At 60.2% G+C, this 24,891-nt stretch carries 25 protein-coding genes; 7 read left to right on the forward strand and 18 right to left on the reverse strand.

Annotated elements, in window-relative coordinates; all coding sequences use genetic code 11:
• Window positions 1–144: 144 nt before the first annotated feature.
• The 7 genes from Q7L05_RS12005 to Q7L05_RS12035 form a co-directional block, all read right to left on the reverse strand.
• Complete coding sequence (locus tag Q7L05_RS12005; RefSeq protein ID WP_303906760.1) at window positions 145–1,158, reverse strand: NAD(P)H-dependent glycerol-3-phosphate dehydrogenase; 1,014 nt, start codon at window positions 1,156–1,158, stop codon at window positions 145–147.
• A 20-nt stretch (window positions 1,159–1,178) separates the two neighbouring features.
• On the reverse strand, window positions 1,179–1,646 hold the full coding sequence (secB, locus tag Q7L05_RS12010; protein ID WP_303906763.1) for a protein-export chaperone SecB: 468 nt from the start codon (window positions 1,644–1,646) through the stop codon (window positions 1,179–1,181).
• A gap of 98 nt (window positions 1,647–1,744) precedes the next feature.
• Window positions 1,745–2,179 (reverse strand): thioredoxin TrxC, encoded by a 435-nt coding sequence (trxC, locus tag Q7L05_RS12015; RefSeq protein WP_303906766.1) that lies wholly within the window; start codon window positions 2,177–2,179, stop codon window positions 1,745–1,747.
• 9 nt (window positions 2,180–2,188) lie between these two features.
• Window positions 2,189–2,449, reverse strand: coding sequence for a glutaredoxin 3 (gene grxC, locus Q7L05_RS12020; protein WP_303906769.1), 261 nt, complete (start codon window positions 2,447–2,449; stop codon window positions 2,189–2,191).
• Window positions 2,450–2,472: 23 nt separating this feature from the next.
• Entirely contained in the window at window positions 2,473–2,931 is a 459-nt protein-coding gene (locus Q7L05_RS12025; protein ID WP_303906772.1) for a rhodanese-like domain-containing protein, read from the reverse strand.
• 214 nt (window positions 2,932–3,145) lie between these two features.
• Window positions 3,146–3,364: a YgaP family membrane protein gene (locus Q7L05_RS12030; protein WP_303906774.1), complete on the reverse strand. Its 219-nt coding sequence runs from the start codon at window positions 3,362–3,364 to the stop codon at window positions 3,146–3,148.
• A gap of 74 nt (window positions 3,365–3,438) precedes the next feature.
• On the reverse strand, window positions 3,439–3,750 hold the full coding sequence (locus Q7L05_RS12035) for an ArsR/SmtB family transcription factor (RefSeq protein ID WP_411293337.1): 312 nt from the start codon (window positions 3,748–3,750) through the stop codon (window positions 3,439–3,441).
• 186 nt (window positions 3,751–3,936) lie between these two features.
• On the opposite strand from Q7L05_RS12035, the gene gpmI reads away from it, so the two are divergent.
• The 5 genes from gpmI (at window position 3,937) to Q7L05_RS12060 (ending at window position 9,752) form a co-directional block, all read left to right on the forward strand.
• Window positions 3,937–5,511: a 2,3-bisphosphoglycerate-independent phosphoglycerate mutase gene (gene gpmI, locus Q7L05_RS12040; RefSeq protein WP_303906779.1), complete on the forward strand. Its 1,575-nt coding sequence runs from the start codon at window positions 3,937–3,939 to the stop codon at window positions 5,509–5,511.
• Between the two features lie 198 nt (window positions 5,512–5,709).
• Window positions 5,710–6,849: a murein hydrolase activator EnvC family protein gene (locus Q7L05_RS12045; protein ID WP_303906783.1), complete on the forward strand. Its 1,140-nt coding sequence runs from the start codon at window positions 5,710–5,712 to the stop codon at window positions 6,847–6,849.
• A gap of 216 nt (window positions 6,850–7,065) precedes the next feature.
• Entirely contained in the window at window positions 7,066–8,388 is a 1,323-nt protein-coding gene (locus Q7L05_RS12050) for a S41 family peptidase (RefSeq protein WP_303906786.1), read from the forward strand.
• Between the two features lie 60 nt (window positions 8,389–8,448).
• On the forward strand, window positions 8,449–9,255 hold the full coding sequence (locus tag Q7L05_RS12055; RefSeq protein WP_303906789.1) for a divergent polysaccharide deacetylase family protein: 807 nt from the start codon (window positions 8,449–8,451) through the stop codon (window positions 9,253–9,255).
• Window positions 9,201–9,752: a DJ-1 family glyoxalase III gene (locus tag Q7L05_RS12060; protein WP_303906792.1), complete on the forward strand. Its 552-nt coding sequence runs from the start codon at window positions 9,201–9,203 to the stop codon at window positions 9,750–9,752. Before Q7L05_RS12055 ends, Q7L05_RS12060 begins: the two co-directional genes overlap by 55 nt.
• 122 nt (window positions 9,753–9,874) lie before the next feature.
• Here the strand turns inward: Q7L05_RS12060 and Q7L05_RS12065 are convergent, their stop codons facing one another.
• Both Q7L05_RS12065 and Q7L05_RS12070 read right to left on the reverse strand, forming a co-directional pair.
• Complete coding sequence (locus tag Q7L05_RS12065) at window positions 9,875–11,158, reverse strand: TRAP transporter large permease (protein WP_303906795.1); 1,284 nt, start codon at window positions 11,156–11,158, stop codon at window positions 9,875–9,877.
• Entirely contained in the window at window positions 11,158–11,712 is a 555-nt protein-coding gene (locus Q7L05_RS12070; protein WP_303906799.1) for a TRAP transporter small permease, read from the reverse strand. The genes Q7L05_RS12065 and Q7L05_RS12070 overlap by 1 nt, the downstream gene beginning before the upstream one ends.
• A 263-nt stretch (window positions 11,713–11,975) precedes the next feature.
• Here Q7L05_RS12070 and Q7L05_RS12075 point away from each other — a divergent pair, with 263 nt between their 5' ends.
• Window positions 11,976–12,977 (forward strand): TRAP transporter substrate-binding protein, encoded by a 1,002-nt coding sequence (locus Q7L05_RS12075; protein ID WP_303906802.1) that lies wholly within the window; start codon window positions 11,976–11,978, stop codon window positions 12,975–12,977.
• 124 nt (window positions 12,978–13,101) lie between these two features.
• Here Q7L05_RS12075 and Q7L05_RS12080 read toward each other — a convergent pair whose 3' ends face one another.
• The 9 genes from Q7L05_RS12080 to Q7L05_RS12120 all read right to left on the reverse strand — a co-directional run bounded on the left by Q7L05_RS12080 (window position 13,102) and on the right by Q7L05_RS12120 (window position 23,458).
• Window positions 13,102–15,180, reverse strand: coding sequence for a diguanylate cyclase domain-containing protein (locus Q7L05_RS12080; protein WP_303906805.1), 2,079 nt, complete (start codon window positions 15,178–15,180; stop codon window positions 13,102–13,104).
• 71 nt (window positions 15,181–15,251) lie between these two features.
• Window positions 15,252–16,907, reverse strand: coding sequence for a ubiquinone biosynthesis regulatory protein kinase UbiB (ubiB, locus tag Q7L05_RS12085; RefSeq protein ID WP_303906808.1), 1,656 nt, complete (start codon window positions 16,905–16,907; stop codon window positions 15,252–15,254).
• A gap of 157 nt (window positions 16,908–17,064) precedes the next feature.
• Window positions 17,065–17,682 carry a ubiquinone biosynthesis accessory factor UbiJ gene (locus Q7L05_RS12090; RefSeq protein WP_303906811.1) on the reverse strand — a complete coding sequence of 206 codons (618 nt, stop codon included), beginning with the start codon at window positions 17,680–17,682 and terminating at the stop codon, window positions 17,065–17,067.
• An 80-nt stretch (window positions 17,683–17,762) separates the two neighbouring features.
• A complete protein-coding gene (gene ubiE, locus Q7L05_RS12095) occupies window positions 17,763–18,512 on the reverse strand; it encodes a bifunctional demethylmenaquinone methyltransferase/2-methoxy-6-polyprenyl-1,4-benzoquinol methylase UbiE (protein WP_303906814.1) in 750 nt (249 codons plus the stop codon).
• Between the two features lie 294 nt (window positions 18,513–18,806).
• Window positions 18,807–19,172, reverse strand: a complete 366-nt coding sequence (locus Q7L05_RS12100; protein ID WP_303906817.1) for a DUF971 domain-containing protein — start codon at window positions 19,170–19,172, stop codon at window positions 18,807–18,809.
• A 215-nt stretch (window positions 19,173–19,387) separates the two neighbouring features.
• Window positions 19,388–20,716, reverse strand: a complete 1,329-nt coding sequence (gene hslU / locus Q7L05_RS12105) for an ATP-dependent protease ATPase subunit HslU (protein ID WP_303906820.1) — start codon at window positions 20,714–20,716, stop codon at window positions 19,388–19,390.
• 140 nt (window positions 20,717–20,856) lie between these two features.
• Entirely contained in the window at window positions 20,857–21,438 is a 582-nt protein-coding gene (gene hslV / locus Q7L05_RS12110; RefSeq protein WP_303906824.1) for an ATP-dependent protease subunit HslV, read from the reverse strand.
• 136 nt (window positions 21,439–21,574) lie between these two features.
• Window positions 21,575–22,636, reverse strand: coding sequence for an SO_0444 family Cu/Zn efflux transporter (locus Q7L05_RS12115; RefSeq protein ID WP_303906832.1), 1,062 nt, complete (start codon window positions 22,634–22,636; stop codon window positions 21,575–21,577).
• Window positions 22,637–22,684: 48 nt separating this feature from the next.
• Window positions 22,685–23,458 carry an MlaC/ttg2D family ABC transporter substrate-binding protein gene (locus Q7L05_RS12120; protein WP_303906827.1) on the reverse strand — a complete coding sequence of 258 codons (774 nt, stop codon included), beginning with the start codon at window positions 23,456–23,458 and terminating at the stop codon, window positions 22,685–22,687.
• Here Q7L05_RS12120 and trhP point away from each other — a divergent pair.
• On the forward strand, window positions 23,457–24,752 hold the full coding sequence (gene trhP, locus Q7L05_RS12125; RefSeq protein WP_303906830.1) for a prephenate-dependent tRNA uridine(34) hydroxylase TrhP: 1,296 nt from the start codon (window positions 23,457–23,459) through the stop codon (window positions 24,750–24,752). The two genes, Q7L05_RS12120 and trhP, sit on opposite strands and share 2 nt — an antisense overlap.
• Window positions 24,753–24,891 lie beyond the last annotated feature (139 nt).

Genomic DNA, 24,891 nt, shown 5'->3' on the forward strand with positions numbered 1-24,891 from the left:
GGTACGGCTCGCAATGACGGCTAAGTGTTCGTCTTTGATTCGGGCCAGCGCAGCTGGGGGCACGGCTCGTAACGACAGCGGGGGCAAATTCATCAGGAGGAGCACCACGCGCCCCTCGCCACTCGTTACTCGCCACCAGGCTATCTAGCCCCCCTCCGTCTTGGGCTCCCGCGACAGTAGGGCCTCGACCGCTTGCTGGGGGTTGGTATCACCTTCTACCAAACGGCATACCTGTTCCGTAATCGGCATCTCCACGGCATGGTCTCGTGCCAGATGGAGCATCTCGGGGGCGGACTTGACGCCCTCCACGGCCTGGCCGATCTCCGCCAGGGCCGATTCCAGCATCAGACCCTGCCCCAGGGCGAGTCCCAGCCGTCGATTGCGGGACTGGTTATCGGTGCAGGTGAGGACCAGATCCCCCATGCCGGCGAGCCCCATGAACGTCTCCGGAGAGCCTCCGACCGCCGCTCCCAGGCGCATCATCTCGGCCAGCCCACGAGTGATCAGCGCGGCGCGGGTATTGGCACCGTATCCGAGGCCGTCGGCTACCCCGGCGGCGATGGCGAGGACGTTCTTGCTGGCGCCACCCAATTCGACGCCCACCACGTCGGTACTGGTGTAGGTGCGGAAAGTATGGGAGTGAAGGTAGCTGGCCAATAGCTGCGCGGCCTCCATCGAACAACCGGCGACGGTTACCGCGGTTGGCAGACCCCGGGCCACTTCGCCCGCGAAGGTCGGTCCGGAAACCACTCCGGTCGGGCGCTCATTGCCCAGCACCTCCTCGGTCACTTGGTGAAGGAACTTGCGGCTTCCCGATTCCAGACCCTTGCTGGCCCAGAACACCGGTAGCCGGGTCGGGATTTGGGATGCCAGGCACTCCAAAAGCTCCCGATAGCCATGGCTCGGCACCGCCACCAGGATTGCCGCAACGTCTTTCAGGGCGCGGGTCAAATCGGCTTCCGGGGTCAGCCGTTCGGGGAATTGCGTGTCCGGCAGGTAGCGTCGGTTATATCGCTCCGCCGCCATTTCCTGTACCCGCCCGGGGTCGCGGCCCCACAGTCGCGTCGGGTGACCGTTGAGCGCCAGCCGGATCGCCAGCGCCGTGCCCCAGGAGCCGGCGCCGAGAACGGCTACCGATTTGCAATTTGCAATTTTCAATTTGAAACTGCCGATTTCGACTAGTGGCTCGCGGCGCCTTCTCCGCCCGTGTCCGACTGCTTCTTCATCTGCTCGGCATAGAGGGCGTCGAAGTTCACCGGCGCCAGCAGCAACTGCGGGAAGCTGCCCTTATTGGCGAGGCTGGAAACCGCCTCACGGGCATAAGGGAACAGGATGTTTGGGCAAAAGCTGTGAAGCATCGGCCCCAGTTGATCTTCGGTGAATCCGGAAAGAGTGAAGATGCCCGCCTGCTGCACCTCGGCCAGGTAGGCGGTCTGATCATCGATCTTGGTGGTAGCGGTGACGTTGACCACCACTTCATAGACGCCTTCGCTGAGGTTTTGGGCTTGGGTGTTCAGGTCCACACTGACTTGCGGTTCCCATTTTTTGGTGAAGATTTCGGGTGTGTTGGGCGTCTCGAAAGATAGGTCTTTGATGTAGATGCGCTGGACGGCGAATTGCTGTTTCGGTTGTTCGTTCTCGGCCATGATGACTCCTGAAAATCGTAGGATGATGCGTGGCAGAACCGCGGCATCAGATAATGGTGCTCCTCCATCGGCTACAGGCACTACTGGAGGCTAAGTCTCTACAGGTGCTTGCGTACCCAGGCCAAAAGGTTGCGCAGATCCATGGCTCCGGCGGTTCGTGCCACCTCGCGACCCCCCTTGAACAGGGCAATGGTCGGGATACTGCGGATACCAAAGCGCATCGCCAGCGCCTGTTCCGTTTCCGTGTTGATCTTCGCCACACGGACCTGCGGTTCCAGTTCCGCTGCAGCCTGTTCAAACACCGGGGCCATCATCTTGCAGGGACCGCACCAGGGCGCCCAGAAGTCCACCAGAACCGGCAGATCACCGCGAAACATGTGCTGGTCGAATCCGTTGCCTGACAGGGTGAGGGGCCGACCTGCAAACAGCGGCTGTTTGCAGCGGCCGCACTTGCCGCCAGCGTTCAGTTTGGACGGGGGGACGCGGTTGATGCTGTCGCAGTGGGGACAGACAACGAGGAGTCCTTCGGACATTGCGGCGCCCTATTTCAGCCCTAGCATTTCGTCCAGCTTGCCTTCCATATCCAGATCGACGAGTTCGTCATAACCACCGACGTGATAGTCGTCGATGAAAATCTGTGGCACGGAAGTCTGGCCCGACGCGCGTTTCTCCATCTCTGGGCGCAGTTCCGGCTCCTGATCGATGGCGAAATTGGTGTAGCCCGCGCCCTTTTTATCCAGTAGCCGTTTGGCGCGGACACAGAAAGGACAGCTGGCGGTGGTGTACATCTCGACAGTTGGCATGGAACAACCCCCTTTTACGATGGCTATTTTTTATCGGCCTTACGCTTTTTCCTGGTTTTTTCCGTGTTGAGCGGCAGCCCGGCATTCTCCCAGGCCAGAATGCCACCTTTCAGATTATAAACCTGCTCGAAGCCGTGTTTGCGCAGCACACCGGCGGCTTTGCTGGATCGGTGGCCGCTACGGCAGCCTACGATGACCGGCTTGTCCTGTACGGTTTGCAGTCGGTCCAGGTTCTTGTTGAGTCCCGAGAGCGGGACGTGCATCGATCCTGCGACATGGCCTTCGCGGTACTCCTTGTCTTCACGGACGTCGACAAGGACCGCATCTTGCCGGTTCATCAATCCGACCGCCTCTTGGGGATCCACATCGTGGAAGCCACGGAGGCGACGGCTCAACGGCTGACCGATGAGCATGGTCAGGATAATGGCAAGGGCCAGGAACAGGTCCCAGTGGCTTACGACAAATTCACCCAATTGAGACATGGAAATAGGATTAGATCACTGTAGTAAAGGGAGGGATTATAACCCACATTTTGAAGCCGGGGGCGTGATGATCGTGCAGGGGAAATCCCTTGTGGGCTCAAAGCGGGCGAGGGTGGTTGGGATGGAGAGCTACAGCGGAATCCGGGCGGGGGAAGCCGCTATCGGGCGTAGCGCCTCCGGATTCCGCCGTGGCTCCATCCAGACTACATGGGCACTAGCCGCAGCTCCCCGCTACCGGGACGCCGGCTTTTTTAAGAATTTTGTCCAGCGGGCAGAAGGTGGTGAAGCCGCTCTGAAACAGGTTGAGCCCGACAAAACCGGTGAACCAGAGCCAGTTCACATTGTGGAAAATCGGGCTGGCTTCGACCCCGAGCCCAAGGCTCAGCAGGATGAAAAAGCCGGCGATGATCCGGACCACGCGTTCGACACTCATGGAGTACCTCTTATGTAAAATGTAATGACACTGCCCCCAAATTGGGTCTCGGGCAGGGAAATTCAATCTCTTTCCTACTCCATCGTGCAGAAGACGTCGCGCATCATTTCGATCAGTCGCAGCGTGCGGGAGTCGGCCACCTTATAGAAGACGCGATTGGCATCCTTGCGTGACGACAGGATGCCCTTGTCCCGGAGGATTGCCAGATGCTGGGAGATGTTGCTCTGTGAAGTCCCCACCTGCGCGACGATGTCCTGGACGCTGATCTCCTGATCGCCGAGCGTGCAGAGGATTTTGAGCCGCAACGGGTGCGACATGGCTTTGAGTGAACGGGAGGCGCGATCGATATCCTCGCTACGCGTGATTAGGTTCATTTCCTCTGACATGGACTATTCTCTATTTCCCTCACCTTGGGCATAAGTGCCAAAATCCCCCCAAACAATATACAATATTAATACCTTTGCAAAGAACCGTATTCGAATATATCGATTTCGATGGCGGGTTCCGTTTCCGGTTCCAGCGGTTCGGTGTGCAAGAACAAACTATCTCACGGTCTAATCCAACAAGAATCTATGTCCGCGCAAGAGCGTCACCGGCCTCTCCTCCTGGTCGTCCTGGATGGATGGGGTTATTCAGAAGAAACCGATCACAATGCCATTTATTCCGCCCGGACACCGGTCTGGGACCGGCTCTGGAGCAATTGCCCCCATGCCTTTCTGCGTCCCTCCGGGGCGGAAGTGGGCCTGCCGAGCGGACAGATGGGCAACTCCGAGGTCGGCCACCTCAACCTCGGGGCGGGGCGGGTGGTGTATCAGGAGTTCACCCGCGTCAGCCGAGCCATCAAAACCGGTTCGTTCTACTCCAATGCCACGCTCACAGAGGCCGTGGACGTGGCGATCCAGGGCGACAAGGCCATCCATATCATGGGTCTGCTTTCGCCGGGCGGCGTGCACAGTCATGAAAATCACATCCATGCGATGACCAGGCTCGCAGTGGAGCGTGGAGCAAAGCGGGTCTATATGCACGCCTTTCTGGATGGCCGGGATACTCCGCCCAAAAGCGCGGCGGAATCCGTCAGTAAAATGGAAGGGGTGTTCGAGACACTCGGGGCCGGCCGGTTTGCATCCGTGATCGGTCGCTACTACGCCATGGACCGCGACAATCGCTGGCCGCGTATCCAGGCCGCGTATGACGCCATGACCGGCAGCGGGGCTGATTACCGGGCCGCCAGCGCCGATGAGGCGTTGGCGATGGCCTACGAGCGCGGCGAGACCGATGAGTTCGTCAAGCCCACCATCATTGCTCCCGAAGGTGAAGGGCCTGTAAAGATTGAGGACGGGGATGTGGTGGTGTTCATGAACTACCGCTCCGATCGGGTCCGCCAGATCACCCGTCCGTTCATCGAAGCGGATTTCGACCGCTTCGAGCGCAAGCGCCATGCGAAACTCGGCTGTTTCGTCAGCCTTACCGAGTACAACGCCGACTTCGATATTCCGGTTGCCTTTCCCCCGGAGCGGATGCGCAACGTGCTCGGTGAGTACATTGCCAATTTCGGCCTGCATCAGTTGCGCATTGCAGAAACCGAGAAGTACGCTCACGTCACCTTCTTTTTCAACGGTGGGCGTGAAGAGCCGTTTGAATTCGAGGACCGCTTGCTGGTTCCGTCTCCGCAAGTCTCTACGTACGATGAGCAGCCGGAGATGAATGCCGGTGAATTGACGGATAAGCTGATCGAAGCGGTCGAGAGCAGCCGCTACGACGTCATCATCTGCAACTACGCCAATCCCGATATGGTGGGGCATACCGGCAATTTCGAGGCCACGGTAAGGGCTATCGAATTTCTGGACGGTTGCCTGGGCAGGCTGGCCGGGGCGGTGGAGAAGGTTGGCGCGGAAATGCTGATTACGGCTGATCACGGCAACGCCGAACAGATGGTCGGTATGGGTACCGGTCAGCCCCATACGGCCCATACCGGCAATGTGGTGCCGTTGATCTATTGCGGCCCCCGGCAGCTCAAGCTCTCAAAGGGCATCCTTGCCGATGTCGCCCCCACCATGCTGGAATTGTTGAGCATCTCCCCGCCCACGGAAATGACCGGACGCTCGCTGATCGAACCATCGGGCGAGGAGCAGGGGAAGGTTCTTTAACCACGGCGGCATACGGGGAGAAAAAGAGAGAGGCCGCTTGCCCCGAGCTCTCCGTGGCCCCGTGGGTATGGGGCAGATGAACGCATGCTCCTGTACTCGGTGCCGACGACCTGATATCAAGGAGTTACACCGCTCACTTCCGTATGCGGTTGCCTTGCGATATCCGGCAAGCTGATCAAGACGAAGGGGCAGGAACGAATGAAATTATCGGGCTTGTTGCTCGCCATTACCCTGGTCTTGGTCGGCGGGGCCGAGGCTGGCGAGCGTGAGGCCAAAGAGGCCGAGCTCAAGCGGATCAAGGCGCTTATCACGGAGCTCCGCCAGGACCTGGAGAGTACCCGTGGTCGCCATGCCGGGCAGCGCCGTCAGTTGCGTGAAGTCGAAGAGGCGATCGGCGGGGTTAAACGCCGGCTGCGAAGCCTTGATGGGCGTCTCAAAGAACAGCTTCTCAAACTGAAGGATCTCGAAGCCGAACGTACCGGACTCAACGCCACCGTGGACGTTCAGCGCGATCGGCTGGCAGAGCAGGTACGGGCCGCATTCGCCACCGGCCGCCAGGAATACCTCAAAATCCTGCTTAATCAGGAAGACCCGGCCGCTATCGGGCGCATGCTGACCTACTACGATTACCTGAACCGGGCCCGTAGCGAACGCATCCATGCGCTACTCACGACACTGGAACGGCTCGAGGCGGTTCGTGTCGAAATCGATGATGAGACCCGCCGCCTGAATCGGTTAACATCGCAGCAACGGAAGCAGCGGGAGCGACTGGAGGCCTCCCGCGGAGAACGCCAGACTATTATCGCCGCGCTCGAGCGGGAGATCCGCAGCAAGGACGATCGTCTCGAGCAGATGCACGCAGACCGCGAGGAACTCGAGCGGCTGTTAGAGGCCCTCGCGAAGGCACTGGCGGATATTCCGCCCGAAGCAGGTGATTTTCAGCCGTTCGGCAAACTCCGTGGCCAGCTGAAATGGCCTAGCGAGGGGCGGATTCTGGCTGGTTTCGGAACTCCGCGCAGGCAGACCGGATCACGTTGGCAGGGCGTGCTGATTGATGGCGAAGAAGGTCAGCCGGTGCAGTCGGTGGCTCGGGGACGGGTGGCTTTTGCCGAATGGCTGCGGGGCTACGGCTTGCTTATCATCGTCGACCATGATGATAGGTACATGACGCTTTACGGTCATAACGAGAGTCTATATAAGGAGGCAGGGGACTGGGTCGAGGCCGGCGAGGTGATTGCCGCACTGGGGTCCAGCGGCGGCCAGGAGCGGACGGCGCTCTATTTCGAGATTCGTCACGACGGCCGCCCAAAAGATCCGGTAAGCTGGTGTCGGCGCTGAGTCGCAATATCCCGCTGCTCCGCAGGCACAGTCGGCCTTCACCTCATTGTGCAACCGGGGGGTGTCCCGTGGCATCGAAGTCTATGCGGTTGCCTTGGGTGGAACTCGGAAGGCTGGAAGGCATCTTATAGTGCAGTACTATTCCCTATGGTTGCGAAGCCGAAAGCCTCAGGGACGACGCGATATCGCGGAAAAAACATTTAACCGGAGTGGTTCATGAAGTCTTCTTCACGTTTCATCCTGATCCTGGCAATGGGACTGGTGCTCGGCTTTTCCTTCGGAATGGGTGGTAGTGTCCTTGCCGACCGGCCGGAGTCGAAAACTCTGCCGCTGGAAGAGTTACGCAGCTTTAGTGAGATTTTTGGAAAAATCAAGGGCGACTACGTCGAGGATGTCACAGACGAGCAGTTGCTCGAATACGCCATTCGCGGGATGTTGAGCGGCCTTGATCCCCATTCCGCCTTCATGAACGAAGAAGAGTTCAAGGAACTCCAGGTCGGCACGACCGGTGAGTTTGGCGGTCTCGGCATCGAAGTGGGCATGGAAGATGGCTTTGTCAAGGTGGTCTCCCCCATTGATGACACTCCTGCCCAGCAAGCCGGCGTCAAGGCTGGTGACCTGGTGATTCGCCTCGACGATGCCCCTGTGCAGGAACTGGAGCTTAGTGAGGCGGTGAAGATCATGCGCGGCAAGCCGGGCACGGACATAACGTTGACGATTGTCCGGGAAGGGGTAGACAAGCCGCTCAAGGTGACCATCACCCGCGCTATTATCAAGGTCAAAAGCGTCAAGAGTCGCACCCTGGAGAACGGTTATGGCTATTTGCGGATTACCAACTTCCAGAACCATACCACCGAGCATGTGGAGCGGGCTGTTTCCGAATTAAAGGCCGAGAATGGCGGTAGTCTCCGCGGGCTGGTGCTCGATCTGCGTAATAATCCCGGGGGCGTTCTGGGTGCCGCTGTAGGTGTGGCCGATGCCTTTCTGGAGGATGGGTTGGTTGTGTATACCGACGGACGCGCCTCGGATTCCAAGCTGAGTTTCAAGGCCACCCCGGAAGATATCGTCAAGCGAGCACCGATGGTGGTGCTGATCAACAGCGGCTCCGCTTCGGCTTCAGAGATTGTGGCCGGTGCCCTTCAGGATCACAAACGCGCGGTTATCATGGGTACGCCTTCGTTTGGTAAGGGATCGGTGCAGACCATCTTTCCGATGAGCAACAGCACCGCGGTGAAGCTGACGACCGCCCGTTACTACACCCCCTCCGGTCGTTCGATTCAGGCCGAGGGCATCAAGCCCGACATTACGCTTGATGCGCTGACGTTTGCCGAATCGGACGAGGAATTCGTTCCGTTGAAGGAGGCCGATCTGAACCATCACCTCTCGAACGGCAAGGAAAAAGAAGAACAACCCGGGAAAGACGTTAGCGATAATCAAGAACAAGAAGAAGGCGAGCCGCTTGCGAGCCAGGACTACGCCCTGCATCAGGCGCTGACGTTGCTCAAAGGCCTTAATATCCTTCAGGCCCGCACCGAGTAGGCTTCTGTTTCCCGGACGGACTCAGGATAGGATAGGGACTGGTCCCGAGGAGAGTTCAACTTGCTGTTTCGTACGTTAATGGCCGCGCTTTTGGGCGCGGCCATTTCGTTTACCGCCACTGCGGATGATGCACCGCGGATGGCCATTATCATCGACGACCTGGGCGATCGCTTGCCGGAGGGTCGGCGTGCGGTTCGGCTCCCGGGGGCACTTACCTATGCATTCCTCCCCCATACCCCCCACTCGCGGCCTCTTGCGCGCCTGGCACACAACCTGGGCAAAGAGGTCATGCTCCACCTGCCGATGGATTCGGTGAACAGGGATCGCCTCGGTCCCGGCGGTCTTACCCTCGATATGACCCATGAGAAGTTCCGCCGTACGTTGTTGGACGACCTCAAGTCCGTTCCCCACGTGCGGGGCGTGAATAACCACATGGGCAGCCTCCTGACCCGTCACCCGGGTCACATGGGCTGGTTGATGGCCGAACTCGCCGCGTCCGGTGATTTGTATTTCGTGGACAGCCGTACAGCCCGGCGCAGCGTGGCTGTCCTCCTCGCGGAGGAGTACGGCGTGTCGGCCACCCGTCGTGATATCTTTCTGGATAACGTCCGGGACCAGGACGCGATTATGGGCCAGTTCCAAAAGGCCGTCACCTTTGCCGGGAAGACCGGTGCCGCGATTGCCATCGGCCACCCCTATCCCGAGACTATCGGGGCATTGCAAAAACTGCTGCCTCAGCTAAAAGCTCAGGGTATCCGGCTGGTTCCGGTTTCCAAACTCATCCACCGACGCAACGAACGGAGTATCGAGCAATGGCAAGCGTCCTTGTACCCCTCGCAGAGGGCTGCGAAGAACTCGAAGCCGTAACCATCATCGACCTGCTGACACGCGGCGGGATCGATGTGGTTACCGCCGGTCTGACCGAGGGCCCCGTAAAGGCCTCCCGGGGCGTCACCCTGCTCCCGGATACCACTCTGGCGGAGGCGCTGGCGCACGATTTCGATATGGTGGTCCTGCCGGGTGGCGCTCCCGGAGCCGAGCGGCTCGACAACGATCCACGGATTGGTGAGTTGCTGAAGAAGATGGCCAGCAAGGACGAGTATATTGCCGCCATCTGCGCCGCGCCCAAGGTCCTGGCCAACGCCGGCCTGCTGACCGGCAGAAAGGCGACCAGCTTCCCCGGCTTCATCGACAAGATGGAAATTCCCAACCTCACCTACGTCGAGGACCCGGTGGTGCAGGACGGCAAGGTGATCACCTCCCGCGGACCCGGCACCGCCATGGACTTCGCCCTCCACCTCGTCGAGCTGCTCGCCGGCAAGGCCAAACGCGATGAGGTCGAGGCCACCCTCCAGCGGCCTTGATGATTGTCGAACCGCAAAGGCGCAAAGGGCGCAAAGGAAACCCAAGTTCAAAACCGGACTGGGTTATGAGAGGGTGGGCTGGGCGCGCGTGACCCACCAAGGTTTTAAGCCGTTTCTACCTCTTACCGGAACGCCAAATCCCGCAGGAACAGGGCGATCGACGGAAAGGCGATGAGCAGCACGCTGGCGATCAGCAGCATGAAGATGAACGGCGGCGTGCCGCGGATGATCTCCAGGTATGGCCGCCGGAAAATGGCCATGGCGGTGAAGATATCGCAACCGAACGGTGGAGTGGCGGAGCCGATGGCGGCCTGAAGGGTAACCAGGGCGCCCACCAGTACCGGATCGATGCCGGCCCGATCGACCACCGGAGCGAAGATCGGGGTAAGTATCAGGATGACCACGATGGGGTCGACAAACATGCAGCCCACGAAGAATGCCACGGCGATCACCGCCAGTACCATTTGGGGATTGCCCGCCGCTTCAGTGAGTAGACCACCGAGGAGTTGATCGGGAATCTGCGCGAAGGAGATGGTCCAGGAGAAGGCCGTGCCCGCGGCCACCAGGATGAATACCACGGCGGTGATCAGGCCGGTGGATAGCGCCAGGGACGGCAACTCCCTGAAGGCTACCGCGCGAAAAATGAACAGCTCCAAAACCAGCGCGTAGAACACCGACACGGCGGCCGCTTCAGTGGGGCTGAAGATCCCGCTGTAGATGCCGCCGATGATGATCACCGGAAAGCCCAGGGGCAGCGCCGCCTTTTTGACCGCCTGCCAGCGCAACGCCCAGCCGGCGCGCGGCTGAACCGGCACCCCGTGTATGCGCGAAATGAGATAGGCATATATCGAGAACAGTACAAGGACCAGTAGCCCGGGACCGATCCCGGCGATGAACAGCTCTCCCACCGAGGTGCCCGAGACGACCCCGTAAATGATCATGCCGATGCTCGGCGGGATCAGCAGCGCGATATCCGAAGCATTGATGATCAACGCTATGGCAAAGCTGTCCCGATAACCGGCCTCCAGCAGCTTGGGGCGCAGCGGTCCCCCCATGGCCACCACCGTGGCCTGGGTGGAGCCGGAGACGGCCCCGAACAGCGTGCACGAGAGCGCCGTGGTAATGGGTAGCCCGCCGCGCACATGGCCCACGAAGCGCATGACCAGATCCAGCAGGCGGTCGGCGGTGTGCCCCTTGGTCATGATGTCGGCGGCAAAGATAAACATGGGCACCGCCGTCAGCACCGCCGGGCTGACGCCGCCGATCATCTGCTGGACGAGAATGGCCGGATCCGTGAAGGGGAAATAGACCCACATCAGTGCCAGGGCGGCGGCAATGAGCGGTATCATCATGGGGAATCCCATGAACAGCAGCACGATCATCACGCCGAACAGCAGCACTACCATCAGGTTTCCCCTCCGGCCGGCGGCTCATAGGCCTCTTTTTGCTGAAAGGAGAGGTACACGCCCGGCGTGGTGAGATTGCGCCAGGCGGCCAGCAGGTATTGAATCCCGCCCACCACGAAGCCGACCGGCACCCAGGCATAGACCAGGTAGAGCGGGACCCGCATCGCCGGGGTCACGCTGCCCGTGCGATAAACGCCGATGACATACTGGACCGCATACCAGGCGAGCACCAGTAGTAGAATCCCGGTGGCCAGAGAGACGATTACCATCAGCGCCTTGCGCACCGTGCCCTTGAGCTGGTCGTAAATCGCCGACATGCGGATATGGCGGGCGTGGCGAACTCCGTAGCCGATACCCACGAAGGTGATCAGTATCATAAGGATCTGGTTGAGCTCTTCTACAAAGGTGAAGCTCTGGCCCAACAGGTTCCGCGATGCCACGTTGGCGATGCTCACCGCGGCCATGAGCAGAATGCTGGCACTCAGCACCAGCCGTTCAAACGCCTCCAGCAGGCGATCAGCCTTTGTGATCAGGGGTAAAAAACGGCTTGCCACGGGAACATCTTCGATGGAAATTGGCCTACAGGATAGCGGCCTGGCGGCGCGATTTCACCAAAAGTGGCTGCAGGGCGGTCCCGGGGTTTCTGTGTTAGTGTGAAATAGACCTTGATTTGACCGCTTAACCGCAAAGACGCAAAGAGCGGAAACCGTAACCTCGAGCCCAGTGTGCCGATGCGTTGCTAATCCACAGCTCTTCTTTGCGGCCTTTGCGTCTTCGCGGTGAACATTTGAATTACCGAATAAGGAATGGATTACCCATGCGACGATTTTTTCTGCTTTTTACGGTTGTTCTCCTGGTGGCCGGCTGCTCTGGCGAGCCGCAGATTCGGTTTGCGCTGGAAGAGGTTGAGGGCAGCGTGCAGGACGCCTATGCCCAACGCTTCAAGGCACTGGTCGAAGAGCGCAGTGAAGGCCGCATCAAGGTCAACGTCTATCCCTACGGAGCCCTTGGCTCTTCTGCCCAGCTGACGGAACAGGTGCAAAATGGCGTCGTGCAATTTGCCTTTGCCTCCCCGGGCCACTTGGGGTCGGTCATTCCCGAGGTGCAGGCCTTTTCACTGCATTTCCTCTTCTCTGACGACGAGCAGGTCAATCAGCAGATCTTTACCGGTAGTGGAGAACTGAAGCGCCTGCTCAGTGAGGCTTATCGGGAAAAAAACCTGCTATTGCTCAGCATGGTCCAGGAAGGCTGGATGGTGTGGACCGGAGACCGCCCGCTGCGTAGTCCGTCGGACTTCGAGGGCTTCAAGATCCGGACTATGCCGTCGCCACTGCTGGTGGAGGCCTATGAGGCCTACGGTGCCAATCCGACTCCCATGCCCTATTCCGAGGTCTACAGCGCCCTTCAGCTCAATATGATCGATGGACAAGTCAATCCGGTATTCGCCATCGAGGAGATGAGCTTCTACGAGGTGCAGGAGGTGATGACCTTCGCCAACCACCTGCCGTTTGTCTCCACCCTGGTGGCCAATCCCGCCTTTATGGCTGGTCTGAGCGAGTCGGATCGGGAGTTGGTGGAATCGGTACGCGCCGAGCTGGATGACGAGATCTTCGAGCTGCAGCAGCGCTTCAACCGGGAGCGTCTGGAGACTATCCGCGAGGAGAGCGATATCCAGGTGGTGCGGCTAACTGACGAGGAGCGTGAAGCGTTCCGAAACGCCGCAATGCCCGTGCGTGACAGCTATGTGGACAGCGTTGGCGAGCGTGGTAAGGCTATTCTGGAGGCCGTTACCGCTGCCCGCAGTCGCCTGGAACAGTAATAATCGGCAGAGCTGAAGAGCATTAACCACGGGGGAGACGGGGGTGTACCGTAAAATTTCCCCGTGCTCGTCCTGGGCCTCCTTGCTATCAAGGCTAATCCTAGACGGCTTGCCGCGAAAACCTTCAATTCCTTCCGAATTCGCAGAACATCATGATGCCGCTGCGCCCCCGGTGCTTGACGGCGTACATGGCCCTGTCGGCATTCTTCATCAGGGTGGCGGCGTCCTCTCCGTCATCGGGGTAGGTGGCGATGCCGATGGAGGCGGAAGTGGAGACGGTCTTGCCCCCGATGGTGAACGGATGGGCCAGGGCGGCGAGGATCTTCTCCGCCACACGCACCCCGGCTTCAGGCCTATGAAGTCGGGGCAGGATGACCGTGAATTCATCGCCGCCCACTCGCGCCACGGTATCGCCCTCTCGTACACAATTCAGTAGACGATTGGCCACCTGTCGCAGCAGTTCGTCGCCAGCGTCATGGCCCAGCGTGTCGTTCACCTCTTTGAAACCATCCAGGTCGATAAATAGCAGCGCGAAGCATCTCTGATCGCGTTTCGCCCGATGCAGTCGATGCTCGAGCCGATCGAGCAATAGGTGGCGGTTCACGAGCCCGGTGAGTTCGTCATAGTTGGCCTGACGCCAAATCTGCTTTTCGAGCCTTTTGCGCTCTGTGATGTCCTCGTTAATCCCCACGAAGTGGGTAACACGTCCCGTCTCATCGGTGATCGGCGCGATCGAGGTCTCTTCCCAGAACAGTTCGCCGTTCTTGCGTCGATTGCGGAATTCGCCATGCCAGACCTGCCCGTCGGTAATGGTGCGCCACATCGCCTCGTAGGTCTCGGCAGGGGTCTCTCCGGATTGCAGCAGGCGTGGGTTTTTACCGATGACCTCTTCGGAGGCATATCCGGTCGACGCCTGGAAGTGGGCATTCACGTATTCGATACAGCCTTCCGCGTCGGTAATGATTACCGATTCTGGGCTGTGCTCAACGGCTTGTGAAAGCTTGCGAAGCTGCTGTTCGGAGGCCTTGCGGGAGGAGATATCGGCAAAGGTTACCACCGCCCCTACCAACTCGCCGTTGTGATGAATCGGGTGTGCCCTGTATTCGACCGGCAAAGACCGGCCGTGGGCCGTCCAAAAGGTTCCCTCCTCAATGTGGGCCGCCTCTCCGTGCTGATAGGCCCTTTTTAATGGGCAATCTGCGCCGCAATCCGGAGCCGAGCCGTGCCACGCGCCATGCACCCGTTCGTGAACATCGCGACCGATAATCTGTTCGCTTCGTTCCAGACCTAAAAGCTGCAGGGCGATCGGGTTGCAGAAGGTGCAGCGGCCCCGGGTATCCACTCCGTATATACCCTCTCCGGACGACTCCAGCAGGAGGCGCAGTCGATTCTCGGTCTGCTCGTGTTCGGCAATCTCTTCGCGTAGCTCGCGGGTTCTGACCAGTACGAGGGCTTGTTGATCTTCCTTCGCCTTTTTCAGGGAGAGCATTTGTGTCCGCAGCCGCGATAATCCCGCCACCGTGAGCACGGAAAGCAGCAACCACACGGCCCCATGAGTCCCTGCGATTCGGTTGCGCTGCATCCGGCTCGAAGAGAGCAGCGTTCCGACAGGTAACGTCACGCTGATGCCGCCACGAATATCCCCCACCCGGTACCCTTGATGTTCATGGCACTGGAGGCACGGTTTTTCGGTAACCAATGGCGCCATATAGCGGAATATGGCCCCCTCTCCGGATCCTGCGAATGTGGCGGTACTGCCGGGACCACGTTCCAGGGCCTTGAGCGCTTCCGCTTCCCAGGGATCCGGTTTATTGTCGGGATTGAGCGGCTTCAGACTGGTTATGTCCATGCGTACCCCGTCCACTCCTTCGGCCAGGATTTCGGCGATCTGACGGGTCATGTAGGCGGGATTGATCAGTGTCAGTGACTTGCCTGACGGAAGCTCGAGATCCCGATCCGGGACTTGCAGGTGAGGATTCGGCAGAGTGCCTTTGCTGACGGGTGCATAGACGCCCCCATGCCGGGCGTTCCAGAGCCGGACGGATTCGAGCACTTCGGCCATTAGATGGGCGCGGGTGGTCGCCAGGGCTTCCGTATCACGATCGATATCCAGCACATTCCAGGCGAAAGAGATACCAACCACGGCTGTCCAGAGAGCAATAGGGAGGGGCCAGAGTCTGCGATCGAGGATGAGGCGTTTCATGGTCCCCGCGAAGCCGGATGGGCCGAAAGGGTCTGCCCGCCATTATAACGCTACGTTCGTCGCGGTACGAATCAGTCGCTATCCAGCCACAGCGTGAGCCACACCAGTCCGCCACTAACCCCGAGAATCCAACTGGAAAGCGGTACTCCTGCAAGCATGGTGGGAGCATATCCGTCCAACCCCTTGATCAGGGCGGCACCCAGCACCAGTGTCCCACCCACCACCGCCGCCACTGTGCGCCGATTGGCGCGGCGGATCTCGTTGCGGATCCGCTGCAGCTCTTCGGGGTTGGTGTTGATCCGGAGGCGCCCGTCACGTGCCCGCTGGAGCGTATCGTGAAAGAGCATGGGCAGCTCCGGTATCTTCTCGCTCCACTGTGGGGCGGCATCCTTCAGCCGGTTGGCAAGTGCCCGGACACCGAGCTGCTCGCTCATCCAGCGCTCGAGGAAGGGCTTGGCCGTCTGCCAGAGGTCCAAGTCGGGGTAGAGCTGCCGTCCGAGCCCTTCGATATTCAGCAGCGTCTTCTGCAGCAGTACCAGCTGGGGCTGGACCTCCATATTGAAACGGCGCGCCGTCTGAAACAGGTTCAGCAGGAGCTGTCCGAAGGAGATCTCCGAGAAAGGCCGCTCGAAAATGGGTTCGCAGACGGTGCGGATGGCCGACTCGAACTCATCCACCCGGGTCTCCTTCGGTACCCAGCCGGACTCCACGTGCAGCTGGGCCACGCGATGGTAGTCGCGACGGAAGAAGGCGATGAAATTCTCGGCCAGATAACGCTTGTCTTCGTTTGATAGTGTGCCGACGATGCCGAAATCGACGGCGATATACTGGCCCTCGGGGGTAACGAAAATATTCCCCGGATGCATGTCGGCATGGAAGAAATTGTGACGGAATACCTGAGTGAAGAAGATCTCCACGCCCCGTTCCGACAACGCCTTGAAGTCGATTTGGGCCGCACGCAACTCGTCCATGCGACCGATGGGGATGCCGTAGATTCGCTCCATCACCATCACATTACGACGACTGTAATCCCAGTAGATCTCCGGGATATAGAGATCCGGCGAACCCTCGAAATTGCGGCGTAGTTGCGACGCGTTCGCCGCCTCGCGCATCAGATCGAGCTCATCCCAGATATTCTTTTCGAACTCCGCTACGACGTCGACCGGCCGCAGGCGCCGACCCTCCTTCCAGTAGCGTTGGATATTGCCCGCCAGGATGTACATCAGCCCCAGATCGCGGCGGATCACCGGCGCGATATCGGGCCGCAGCACCTTCACCACCACTTCCGGGCCGTCCAGCAGCCGGGCGGCGTGGACCTGCGCAATGGAGGCGGAGGCAATCGGGGTCTCGTCGAATTCGGCGAAGATCTGGTCGATCGGCTTGCGGTAGGCGGCTTCGATAATGCTTCGGGCGGACTCGCCGGGGAACGGCGGTACCCGATCCTGGAGGTGCTCCAGCTCCCGGGCGATATCATCGGGCAGCAGGTCGCGGCGGGTCGAGAGGATCTGGCCGAACTTGACGAAGATGGGGCCCAGATCTTCGAGTGCCCGGCGAATGCGCACACCGCGCGGAACATCGCGCTCACGCAGCAGTCGCCACCACATCAGGTGGCGAAGGAAGCGGATGGGGCGGAACAGGGGAATGGACAGGAGCAGCTCGTCCAGTCCGTGCTTGGCCATAATCCAGCTGATGTAGATCAGGCGGAATGCCTGTGAAGGCCGAATCACGGGCTTCCCTCGTAATGTTCAGGCTTGGTGGTCGGCATGTCGGGCTCGGTCGGAAACGCTTCGGCTTTGTACCGTAAAGCCTGCTCTAACGCAAAGAAAGTCCGAAGCGTTCGATACATCAGCTGCAGAGATGAATGAAGTCGGCCGACAGCTTGAATTAAAACGACTCGCCCTGCAGACGCCGAATACGGGCCTCCAGCCGATCGACATCGGTGCGCAGCGTGTCTACCTCGTCCATGAAGTGGTCCACCTCGCCGCGCCCCGGCAGCATTTGCAGCTCCTCCTGGATGTATTCGCCGGTATCCCGGACCAGGGTATCGGAGGCGGTTTGGCGCCAGGAGGCCAGACTTCGGAAAACATTGCCGACCTGGTGGGCGATAATATCACCGGTCAGGCTGGAAAGGTGTTCCTCCCAGTCGATCTCCATTGCATCAAGGATGTGCTTGAAGCGCTGTCCGATTTCCACATCGCCTTCGATTTGGACGTCTCCGGCGAAAAGCCCCTGGGTATCGCCCCCCACCCCCATACGCAACAGGGCGAGGGGACTGCCGCGCAGTGTGGCATCAGGCTTGTCGTGATGACCCATCAGGCGCAGGCCTGCTTTACCCGGGACCGCAAACAGCGAAAGGCCGGTACCCCGCAATTCGATGGCGACCACTCGCCCCTCGAGCCGCGACAACCGCCGCTGCGTGTCCGGATCCAGCGCGATGATGGCATTCATGGCCTGCTCCAGCCCGGCCAAGGCTGCCATCGGGATCATTGATGCGCTACCCATTCCGCCTCCGTAAACACCCCTTGCAGTTCGGGCTTTAGCCCATCAAGACTCGACGGCCTGAAGGCCGTCCTACAGCCCCCTCAGAACTTGAACCCGCGATGCAGGGCGACAATGCCCCCAGTCAGATTGTAGTAATCCACCCGCTCAAAACCGACCGCCTCCATCATGGCTTTGAGGCTCTCCTGGTCCGGATGCATGCGGATCGATTCGGCGAGGTAGCGGTAACTCTCCCGATCGCCAGTGATCATGGCGCCCAGTCTCGGCAGCACCGAGAAAGAGTAGGCATCATAGATCGGCCCCAGCCCCGGCGCTCTCGGCTTCGAGAATTCGAGCACCAGCAGCCGCCCGCCCGGTTTTAGTACCCGCAACATAGAGGCCAACGCCTTGTCCTTGTCGGTCACGTTGCGCAGTCCGAAGGCGATAGTGATGCAGTCGAAGTGATTGTCCGGGAAGGGCAGCTCTTCGGCATTCACCTGCGCGAACTCGATGTTGCCGACCAGGCCTCTGTCGACCAGCCGCTGCCGGCCCACTTCCAGCATCGAGGCGTTGATATCGGCGAGTACCACCTCCCCTTCGGGGCCCACCAGCTCCGAAAACTTGCCCGCCAGATCACCGGTGCCGCCGGCGAGGTCGAGTACGCGCTGGCCGTGCCGAACGCCGCTCATTTCGATGGTGTAGCGCTTCCACAGACGGTGAACGCCAACCGACATCAGGTCGTTCATCAGATCGTATTTCGCCGCTACCGAGTGGAATACGTCGGCGACCCGTTCGGCCTTTTCGCCTTTCGGCACCTGCTGGTAGCCGAAGTGGGTGGTGTCCTGCTCGCTCATGGCATCGATTCCGGTGATTGTTTGTTAACTCTGGCAGGAGCAGTGTAGGAGCGGCGGAAGCCGCGATAATGCCCCGGCTTCCTTTCGTGGCTTTCCCTCGCTACGATTGGTGAAGTCCGACAGGCTGCTAGCCCGGAAAATTCATAAATTAACCGCAAAGGCGCAAAGAATTCAAAGGCTAATCGCCAAGCGCCGCCGAAAATCATCGGAAACGGCAGAACCGGGGGCCACACAGGAAAAACCACAGCAATCAAAGCTTTGCGTCCTTTGTGTCTTTGCGATGAATAATCCGGGCTAGGTCTCTGTTTTGCGTTGGTGGCCGGCCTTTTCGAGGCGATCCAGATACTGCTGCCAGTTCTTTTCGAAGTTTACCCCCAGGTCGTAGAGCAGATCCCAGGAGTAGATGCCGCTGTCATGGCCGTCATCGAAGTGCGGCTGGATGGCATAGGTGCCCACCTGCTCCAGGCTCTCGATATTGACATCCTCTTTGCCTACCTGAAGGGTTTCCTGGCCGGGACCGTGGCCGCGCACCTCGGCCGACGGGGAGTAGACCCGCAGGTACTCCACTGGCAGCTCGAACCGCGTGCCGTCGGAGAAGGTGATTTCCAGTGTCCTGTTGTTCCTGTGTAGCACGATGTCGGTGGGGCTGGGCGTACTCATGGCAATTCCTCAGTAGATCCGTGAGATTCTTTAACAACATGAAGGTGGGGGTCTGTAGGGACGGATTCAATCGTCTTTTGCCCCCGAGCCAAAATTCACAAATCCGCCGCAGAGGGCGCGGAGATTTGAAGGTGCGGCCAAACCCGGTCCAGCAAGGCCTGCGGCTCTCTGCGTACTCCGCGCCTCTGCGGTGCGTAATTGATGTGTGCCCCGAATCATAAAATATAGCGGCTCAGGTCTTCGTCTCCCGCAAGGTCCGCCAACTGCTCGTTCACATAGGCGGCATCCACCATCACGCTCTGTCCCGACTGGTCGGCGGCGCGGTAGGAGATGTCCTCCAGCAGCCGTTCCATGACCGTATGAAGCCGCCGGGCGCCGATGTTCTCCGTGCCCTCATTGACCTGCCAGGCAATTTCGGCCAGCCGGCGGATGCCCTCTTTGGCAAACTCCACGGTCACCCCCTCGGTGGCCAGCAGGGCCCGGTACTGTTCGGTCAGGGAGGCATCCGGTTCGGTCAGGATGCGCACGAACTCCTCGGTGCCGAGGGGGTCGAGCTCCACCCGGATCGGCAGCCGGCCCTGGAGTTCCGGTATGAGGTCCGAGGGCCTGGCCAGGTGGAAGGCGCCGGAGGCGATGAACAGGATGTGATCGGTACGCACCATGCCGTGTTTGGTTGAGATGGTCGAGCCCTCCACCAGTGGCAGCAGGTCGCGCTGCACGCCCTCGCGGGAGACATCGGGTCCCTTGCTCTGCTCCGAGCGGCCGGTGATCTTGTCCATCTCATCGAGAAAGACGATGCCGTGCTGCTCCACCGCGTGCAGCGCACGGGATTTGATCTCCTCCTCGTTGACCAGCTTGGCCGCTTCCTCGCTGGTCAGCTGCTTGAAGGCCTCCTTGATCCGCATGCGGCGGGACTTGGTGCGCTGTCCGCCCATGTTCTGGAACAGGCTCTGGAGCTGACTGCTCATCTCCTCCATACCCGGAGGGGCCATGATCTCCACCCCGACCGGCGTCGACTGCACTTCGATATCGATCTCCTTCTCGTCCAGATCGCCTTCGCGGAGCTTCTTGCGAAACTTCTGTCGGGTGCCGGAGTCGGCGGCCTGACCGCTGTCCTCATAGCCGCGGGCCGGCGGCAGGAGGGCATCGAGGATCCGCTCTTCGGCCGCTTCCCAGGCGCGGTGGTGCACCTTTGCCATCTCCTGCTCGCGGGTCATTTTGATGGCAAATTCCACCAGATCGCGAACGATGGATTCCACATCCCGCCCGACATAGCCCACTTCGGTGAACTTTGTCGCCTCCACCTTGATAAACGGCGCGTTGGCCAGTTTGGCCAGCCGGCGGGCGATTTCGGTCTTGCCGACGCCGGTGGGCCCGATCATCAGGATGTTTTTGGGCGTGATCTCGCCCTGCAGCGCCTCATCGACCCGGGAGCGGCGCCAACGGTTACGCAGGGCCACCGCGACCGCCCGCTTTGCCGCAGACTGGCCGATGATGTGCTTGTCCAGTTCCTGGACGATTTCTCGGGGTGTCATTTCGCTCATGTCGGTCCTTTAAACCACAGAGTACACAGAGGGCAATGGATCATCGTTGAGCCAAAAAGCGTGCAGAGGAAATGATGCATCCAAACTCATAGGTTCCTGCAAGCTGCTGGCGTGTTTACGATGACCGACGAATGGCTCGTTCAGGTCGAGGCCTGCCCTTGCGACAGCTCAGTGTCCTCAGTGGTTTCTTCAAGTGTTTCGATAGTCAGATTGTGGTTGGTGTAGATACAGATGTCAGCGGCGATATGGAGACCTTTCTCTACGATCTCGCGGGCTTCGAGCTCGGTGGTGTCCAGCATGGCACGTGCCGCCGACTGGGCGAAGGGTCCGCCGGAGCCGATGGCGATCAGGCTCTCTTCAGGTTCGATGACGTCACCGTTGCCCGAGATCACCAGTGATGCGGTGTGATCCGCCACCGCCAGCAGGGCCTCCAGGCGGCGCAGGGCCCGGTCGGTGCGCCAATCCTTGGCCAGTTCGACGGCGGCCCTGGTGAGATTGCCCTGATGCTTCTCCAGCTTGCCCTCGAATCGCTCGAATAGCGTAAAGGCGTCGGCGGTACCGCCTGCGAAGCCGGCGATCACCTGGTCCCGGTAGAGCCGGCGCACCTTGCGCGCGTTGCCCTTCATTACGGTGTTGCCCATCGAAACCTGTCCATCGCCACCGATTACGACCTTGCCGTTCCGGCGCACGGAAAGAATAGTGGTACCGCGAAACTGTTCCAAAGCCACTCCCCTACTCAATAACCCGAGTGAATAGTCTACATTATCGCCGCCATCTGTCCGATGGCGGGCCGAAGCTTCCAGTGAGGTTCGCAAAAAGATCACTGCCGAGGGTGCAAGCGAAACACGCCTTTATCGTCTATCGTCCAGGCTTTGCCGTTGGATTCCTGTCGAGAAAGGTCCGTCGTACCGGCCGGATGGCGAACACAGCGATCAGCATAGCGCTGAGGGTGCCCAGCCAGTCGGGGATGAACTCACCGGTCTCGGCTGCCTGGGCCATTACCGAAATGCCGAAGTGCTGGACCAGCGCATCGGTGGCCAGTCCGCAGGCAATGGCGGCGGCACTGATGCCGAACAGGTATACCGCCAGCACCGGCCCGCCCAGTTCCCGGTGCAGCAGCCCGAGGGTGGCGATATTGGTGGCCGGGCCGGCAAGCAGGAAGACCAGTACGGTTCCCGGCGAAACCCCAAGCAGCAGCAGTGAGGCGGCCAGTGGCGTGGAGGCCGTGGCGCAGATGTACATGGGCACACCAATCGCCAGCATCACCAGCATTGCCGGCACTCCACTGCCCCACTGCGCGAGAGCCTGAGGCGGTAGCCAGGTGATCAACGCACCGGCGACAATGATGCCGATGGCGAGCCAAAAAGTCAGATCGTCGAGAATGTCTGTCATGGCATAGCGAAGCCCGGATAGGCTGCGCGTCCAGGGGGTCTCCGGGGAGGGGTTCGCTTGTCCGATGGGGAGGCTGCCGCAACAACCGCCCTGGCAGTCGGGTGTGGCCGCTGGCGACGTCGATTTCTCGGGCACCAGACCGCCCAGGACCCCGGTGAATACTGCACTGAAGATAGCGGCAATCGGCCGGATGATAGCCATGAACGGACCCATCAGGGCGTAGGTTATCGCCACCGAATCGACGCCGGTCTCCGGTGTGGCGATCAGGAAGGAGAGCGTCGAACCACGCGAGGCGCCGCTGCGCCGCAAACCCAGGGCGGACGGCAACACGCCGCAGGAGCACAGTGGCAGGGGCGCCCCGATGATCGCCGCGCGCGCTACCGGACCGAAACCCCGCCCTCCCAGCCAGCGGGTCATCCATGCCTCCGAGACCCAGGCCTTGATCAGCCCGGCAGCAATCAGCCCCAGCAGCAGCCAGGGGGCGGCATCCAGATAAATGGCAAGGGTATTTGTGAACAGATCGGCCATCGGTTCGGACAGGGTTGGGTGACTTTGCGCCGTTTCGGTGCAGGTCAATCAAGTCCGGCCGTTCTCAACCGTTTTCTCCCACAATGCCTGGTTACGCTTTGCCAACCGGTTGATCACCTCTGCGAGGCCGAATTGCTTGACCTGTGAACTGAAGCTGTTTCGATAGTTGACCACGATGCTCACGCCTTCGACCTTTACGTCATAGACCAGCCATCGGTCGTTTTTCTGGTACAGGCTGAAGATGACCGGAACGCTAGGGCCTTCCGGCGGGTGGGCTTCGGCGCGCACCTGGATGCGGTTGCCCCGGGCCTCACCGCCAGGCTGAAAAGTCATCAGGCCCCGCCCCTTCTCGAGCAGCCGATCAATCTGGTCCGGATCATCGAGCAGCGCCGAGGTATAGAACCGTACTAGCAGGGTCTTGAACTCCTCCGTGAAGCGTTCCCGCTGTTCGGGGGTGGCCCGTCGCCAGGCCACCCCCAGCACCAGGCGGGACATCGCTTCCTGATCCACGTGTGGTACGAGGGTATCCTCCACCAGCGTAAAGAGCCGCTCCGGCCGTTCCTGAAGGGCATCCTTTTCGTTTTGCAGCCGGGTGACCATCTCTTCGGTCACGGAGCGAAGCATCTCCTGTGGCGATACCTCGGCCACGGCAGGCATCGCAAACACGAGCGCCAGGAGGGCGGCGGCAAGCAGGCTGGATGGGGAGGGGAGCTGTCGGAGCAAGGTGAAATCCTCTTGGTGAAGTCCGTTTGTAGTACCGATAAGCTTGCTGCCGGGATGATAGAATCCCGTCTCTGCAATGTTGATTGAATCCTCGACCATGAAAAGTCCAGAGTTGCTCGCCCCGGCCGGTACCCTGAGAAACCTGCGCTACGCATTGGCCTTTGGTGCGGATGCGGTCTATGCGGGTATTCCCCGTTACAGCTTGAGGGTGCGCAACAACGAATTCAATGTACTTGATAACGTGGCTAAGGGTATCACCGAGGCCCATGCCGCCGGGCGGCTGTTCTACCTAACTGTAAATCTACTTCCCCATAACGCCAAACTGCGCACGTTTCTGGATGATATCGCACCCGCGGTGGCACTGGGACCGGACGCCCTGATTATGGCCGATCCCGGCCTCATCATGTTGGTGCGCGAGCGCTGGCCCGAGTTGCCCATCCATCTGTCGGTACAGGCCAATACCATGAATTGGGCCGCCGTGAAGTTCTGGCAGTCGTTGGGTATCGAACGGGTGATCCTCTCCCGTGAGGTGTCCCTGGATGATATAGCCGAGATCCGCCAGCGCTGCCCGGAGATGGAGCTGGAGGTGTTCGTCCATGGGGCGTTGTGCATCGCCTATTCGGGACGCTGTCTGCTGTCGGGGTATTTCAACCACCGGGATGCCAACCAGGGAAGCTGCACCAACGCCTGTCGGTGGGAGTATTCGGTCCACTCCGCCGGTGAAAATGCCAGCGGTGAGCCGGTTCCGCTCCGCCATTCAGAAGCCGAACCGGTCCATTTTATCGAGGAGGGGGAGCGTCCCGGCGAACTGATGCCGATCGAGGAGGATGAGCACGGCACCTATATCCTCAACTCCAGGGACCTGCGAGCCGTACAGCATGTGCAGCGCTTGACCGAAATCGGCGTCGAGAGCCTCAAGATCGAGGGGCGTACCAAGTCGCACTATTATGTCGCCCGTACCACCCAGGTCTATCGCCGCGCTATCGATGATGCCGTCGCTGGACGGAGTTTCGAGACGGGCCTGCTCGGGGAGTTGGAGAACCTGGCCAACCGCGGCTATACGGAAGGGTTCTACAACCGCCACGCCGACGCCGAGTACCAGAACTACCGGCAGGCCAGCTCCGACTCCGTGCACCAGCGCTTCGTCGCCGAGGTGACCGCTTTCGATGCCGAAACGGGCATGGCCCAGCTGGATGTCAAAAATAAGTTCGCAGTGGGCGACCGTCTGGAGTTGATCACACCCGCCGGCAACCATGATTTCGTACTGGAGAAAATGGAGAGCCTGGGCGGTGAGCCCATGCAGGAGGTCCCGGGCGGCGGCTGGCGAGTGCGGATTCCGCTGCCCCGCCCCGCCGATCGTTTCACCCTGATCACCCGTTACGAGCCCGCGTAGGGCGGATCAGGCGCGTGCCGCCATTCATGGCGGCGTGCATCGCCCTGCCGCCTACCTTTTAGGCGTCCTCCTGACGAATCTGCCCCCCCCCGCTGTCATTACGAGGAGCCCCGGCGACGAAGTAATCTCCTGCTCCCAA

It is taken from the genome of Thiohalomonas denitrificans, assembly GCF_016841685.1.
GTDB lineage: Bacteria > Pseudomonadota > Gammaproteobacteria > Thiohalomonadales > Thiohalomonadaceae > Thiohalomonas > Thiohalomonas denitrificans_A.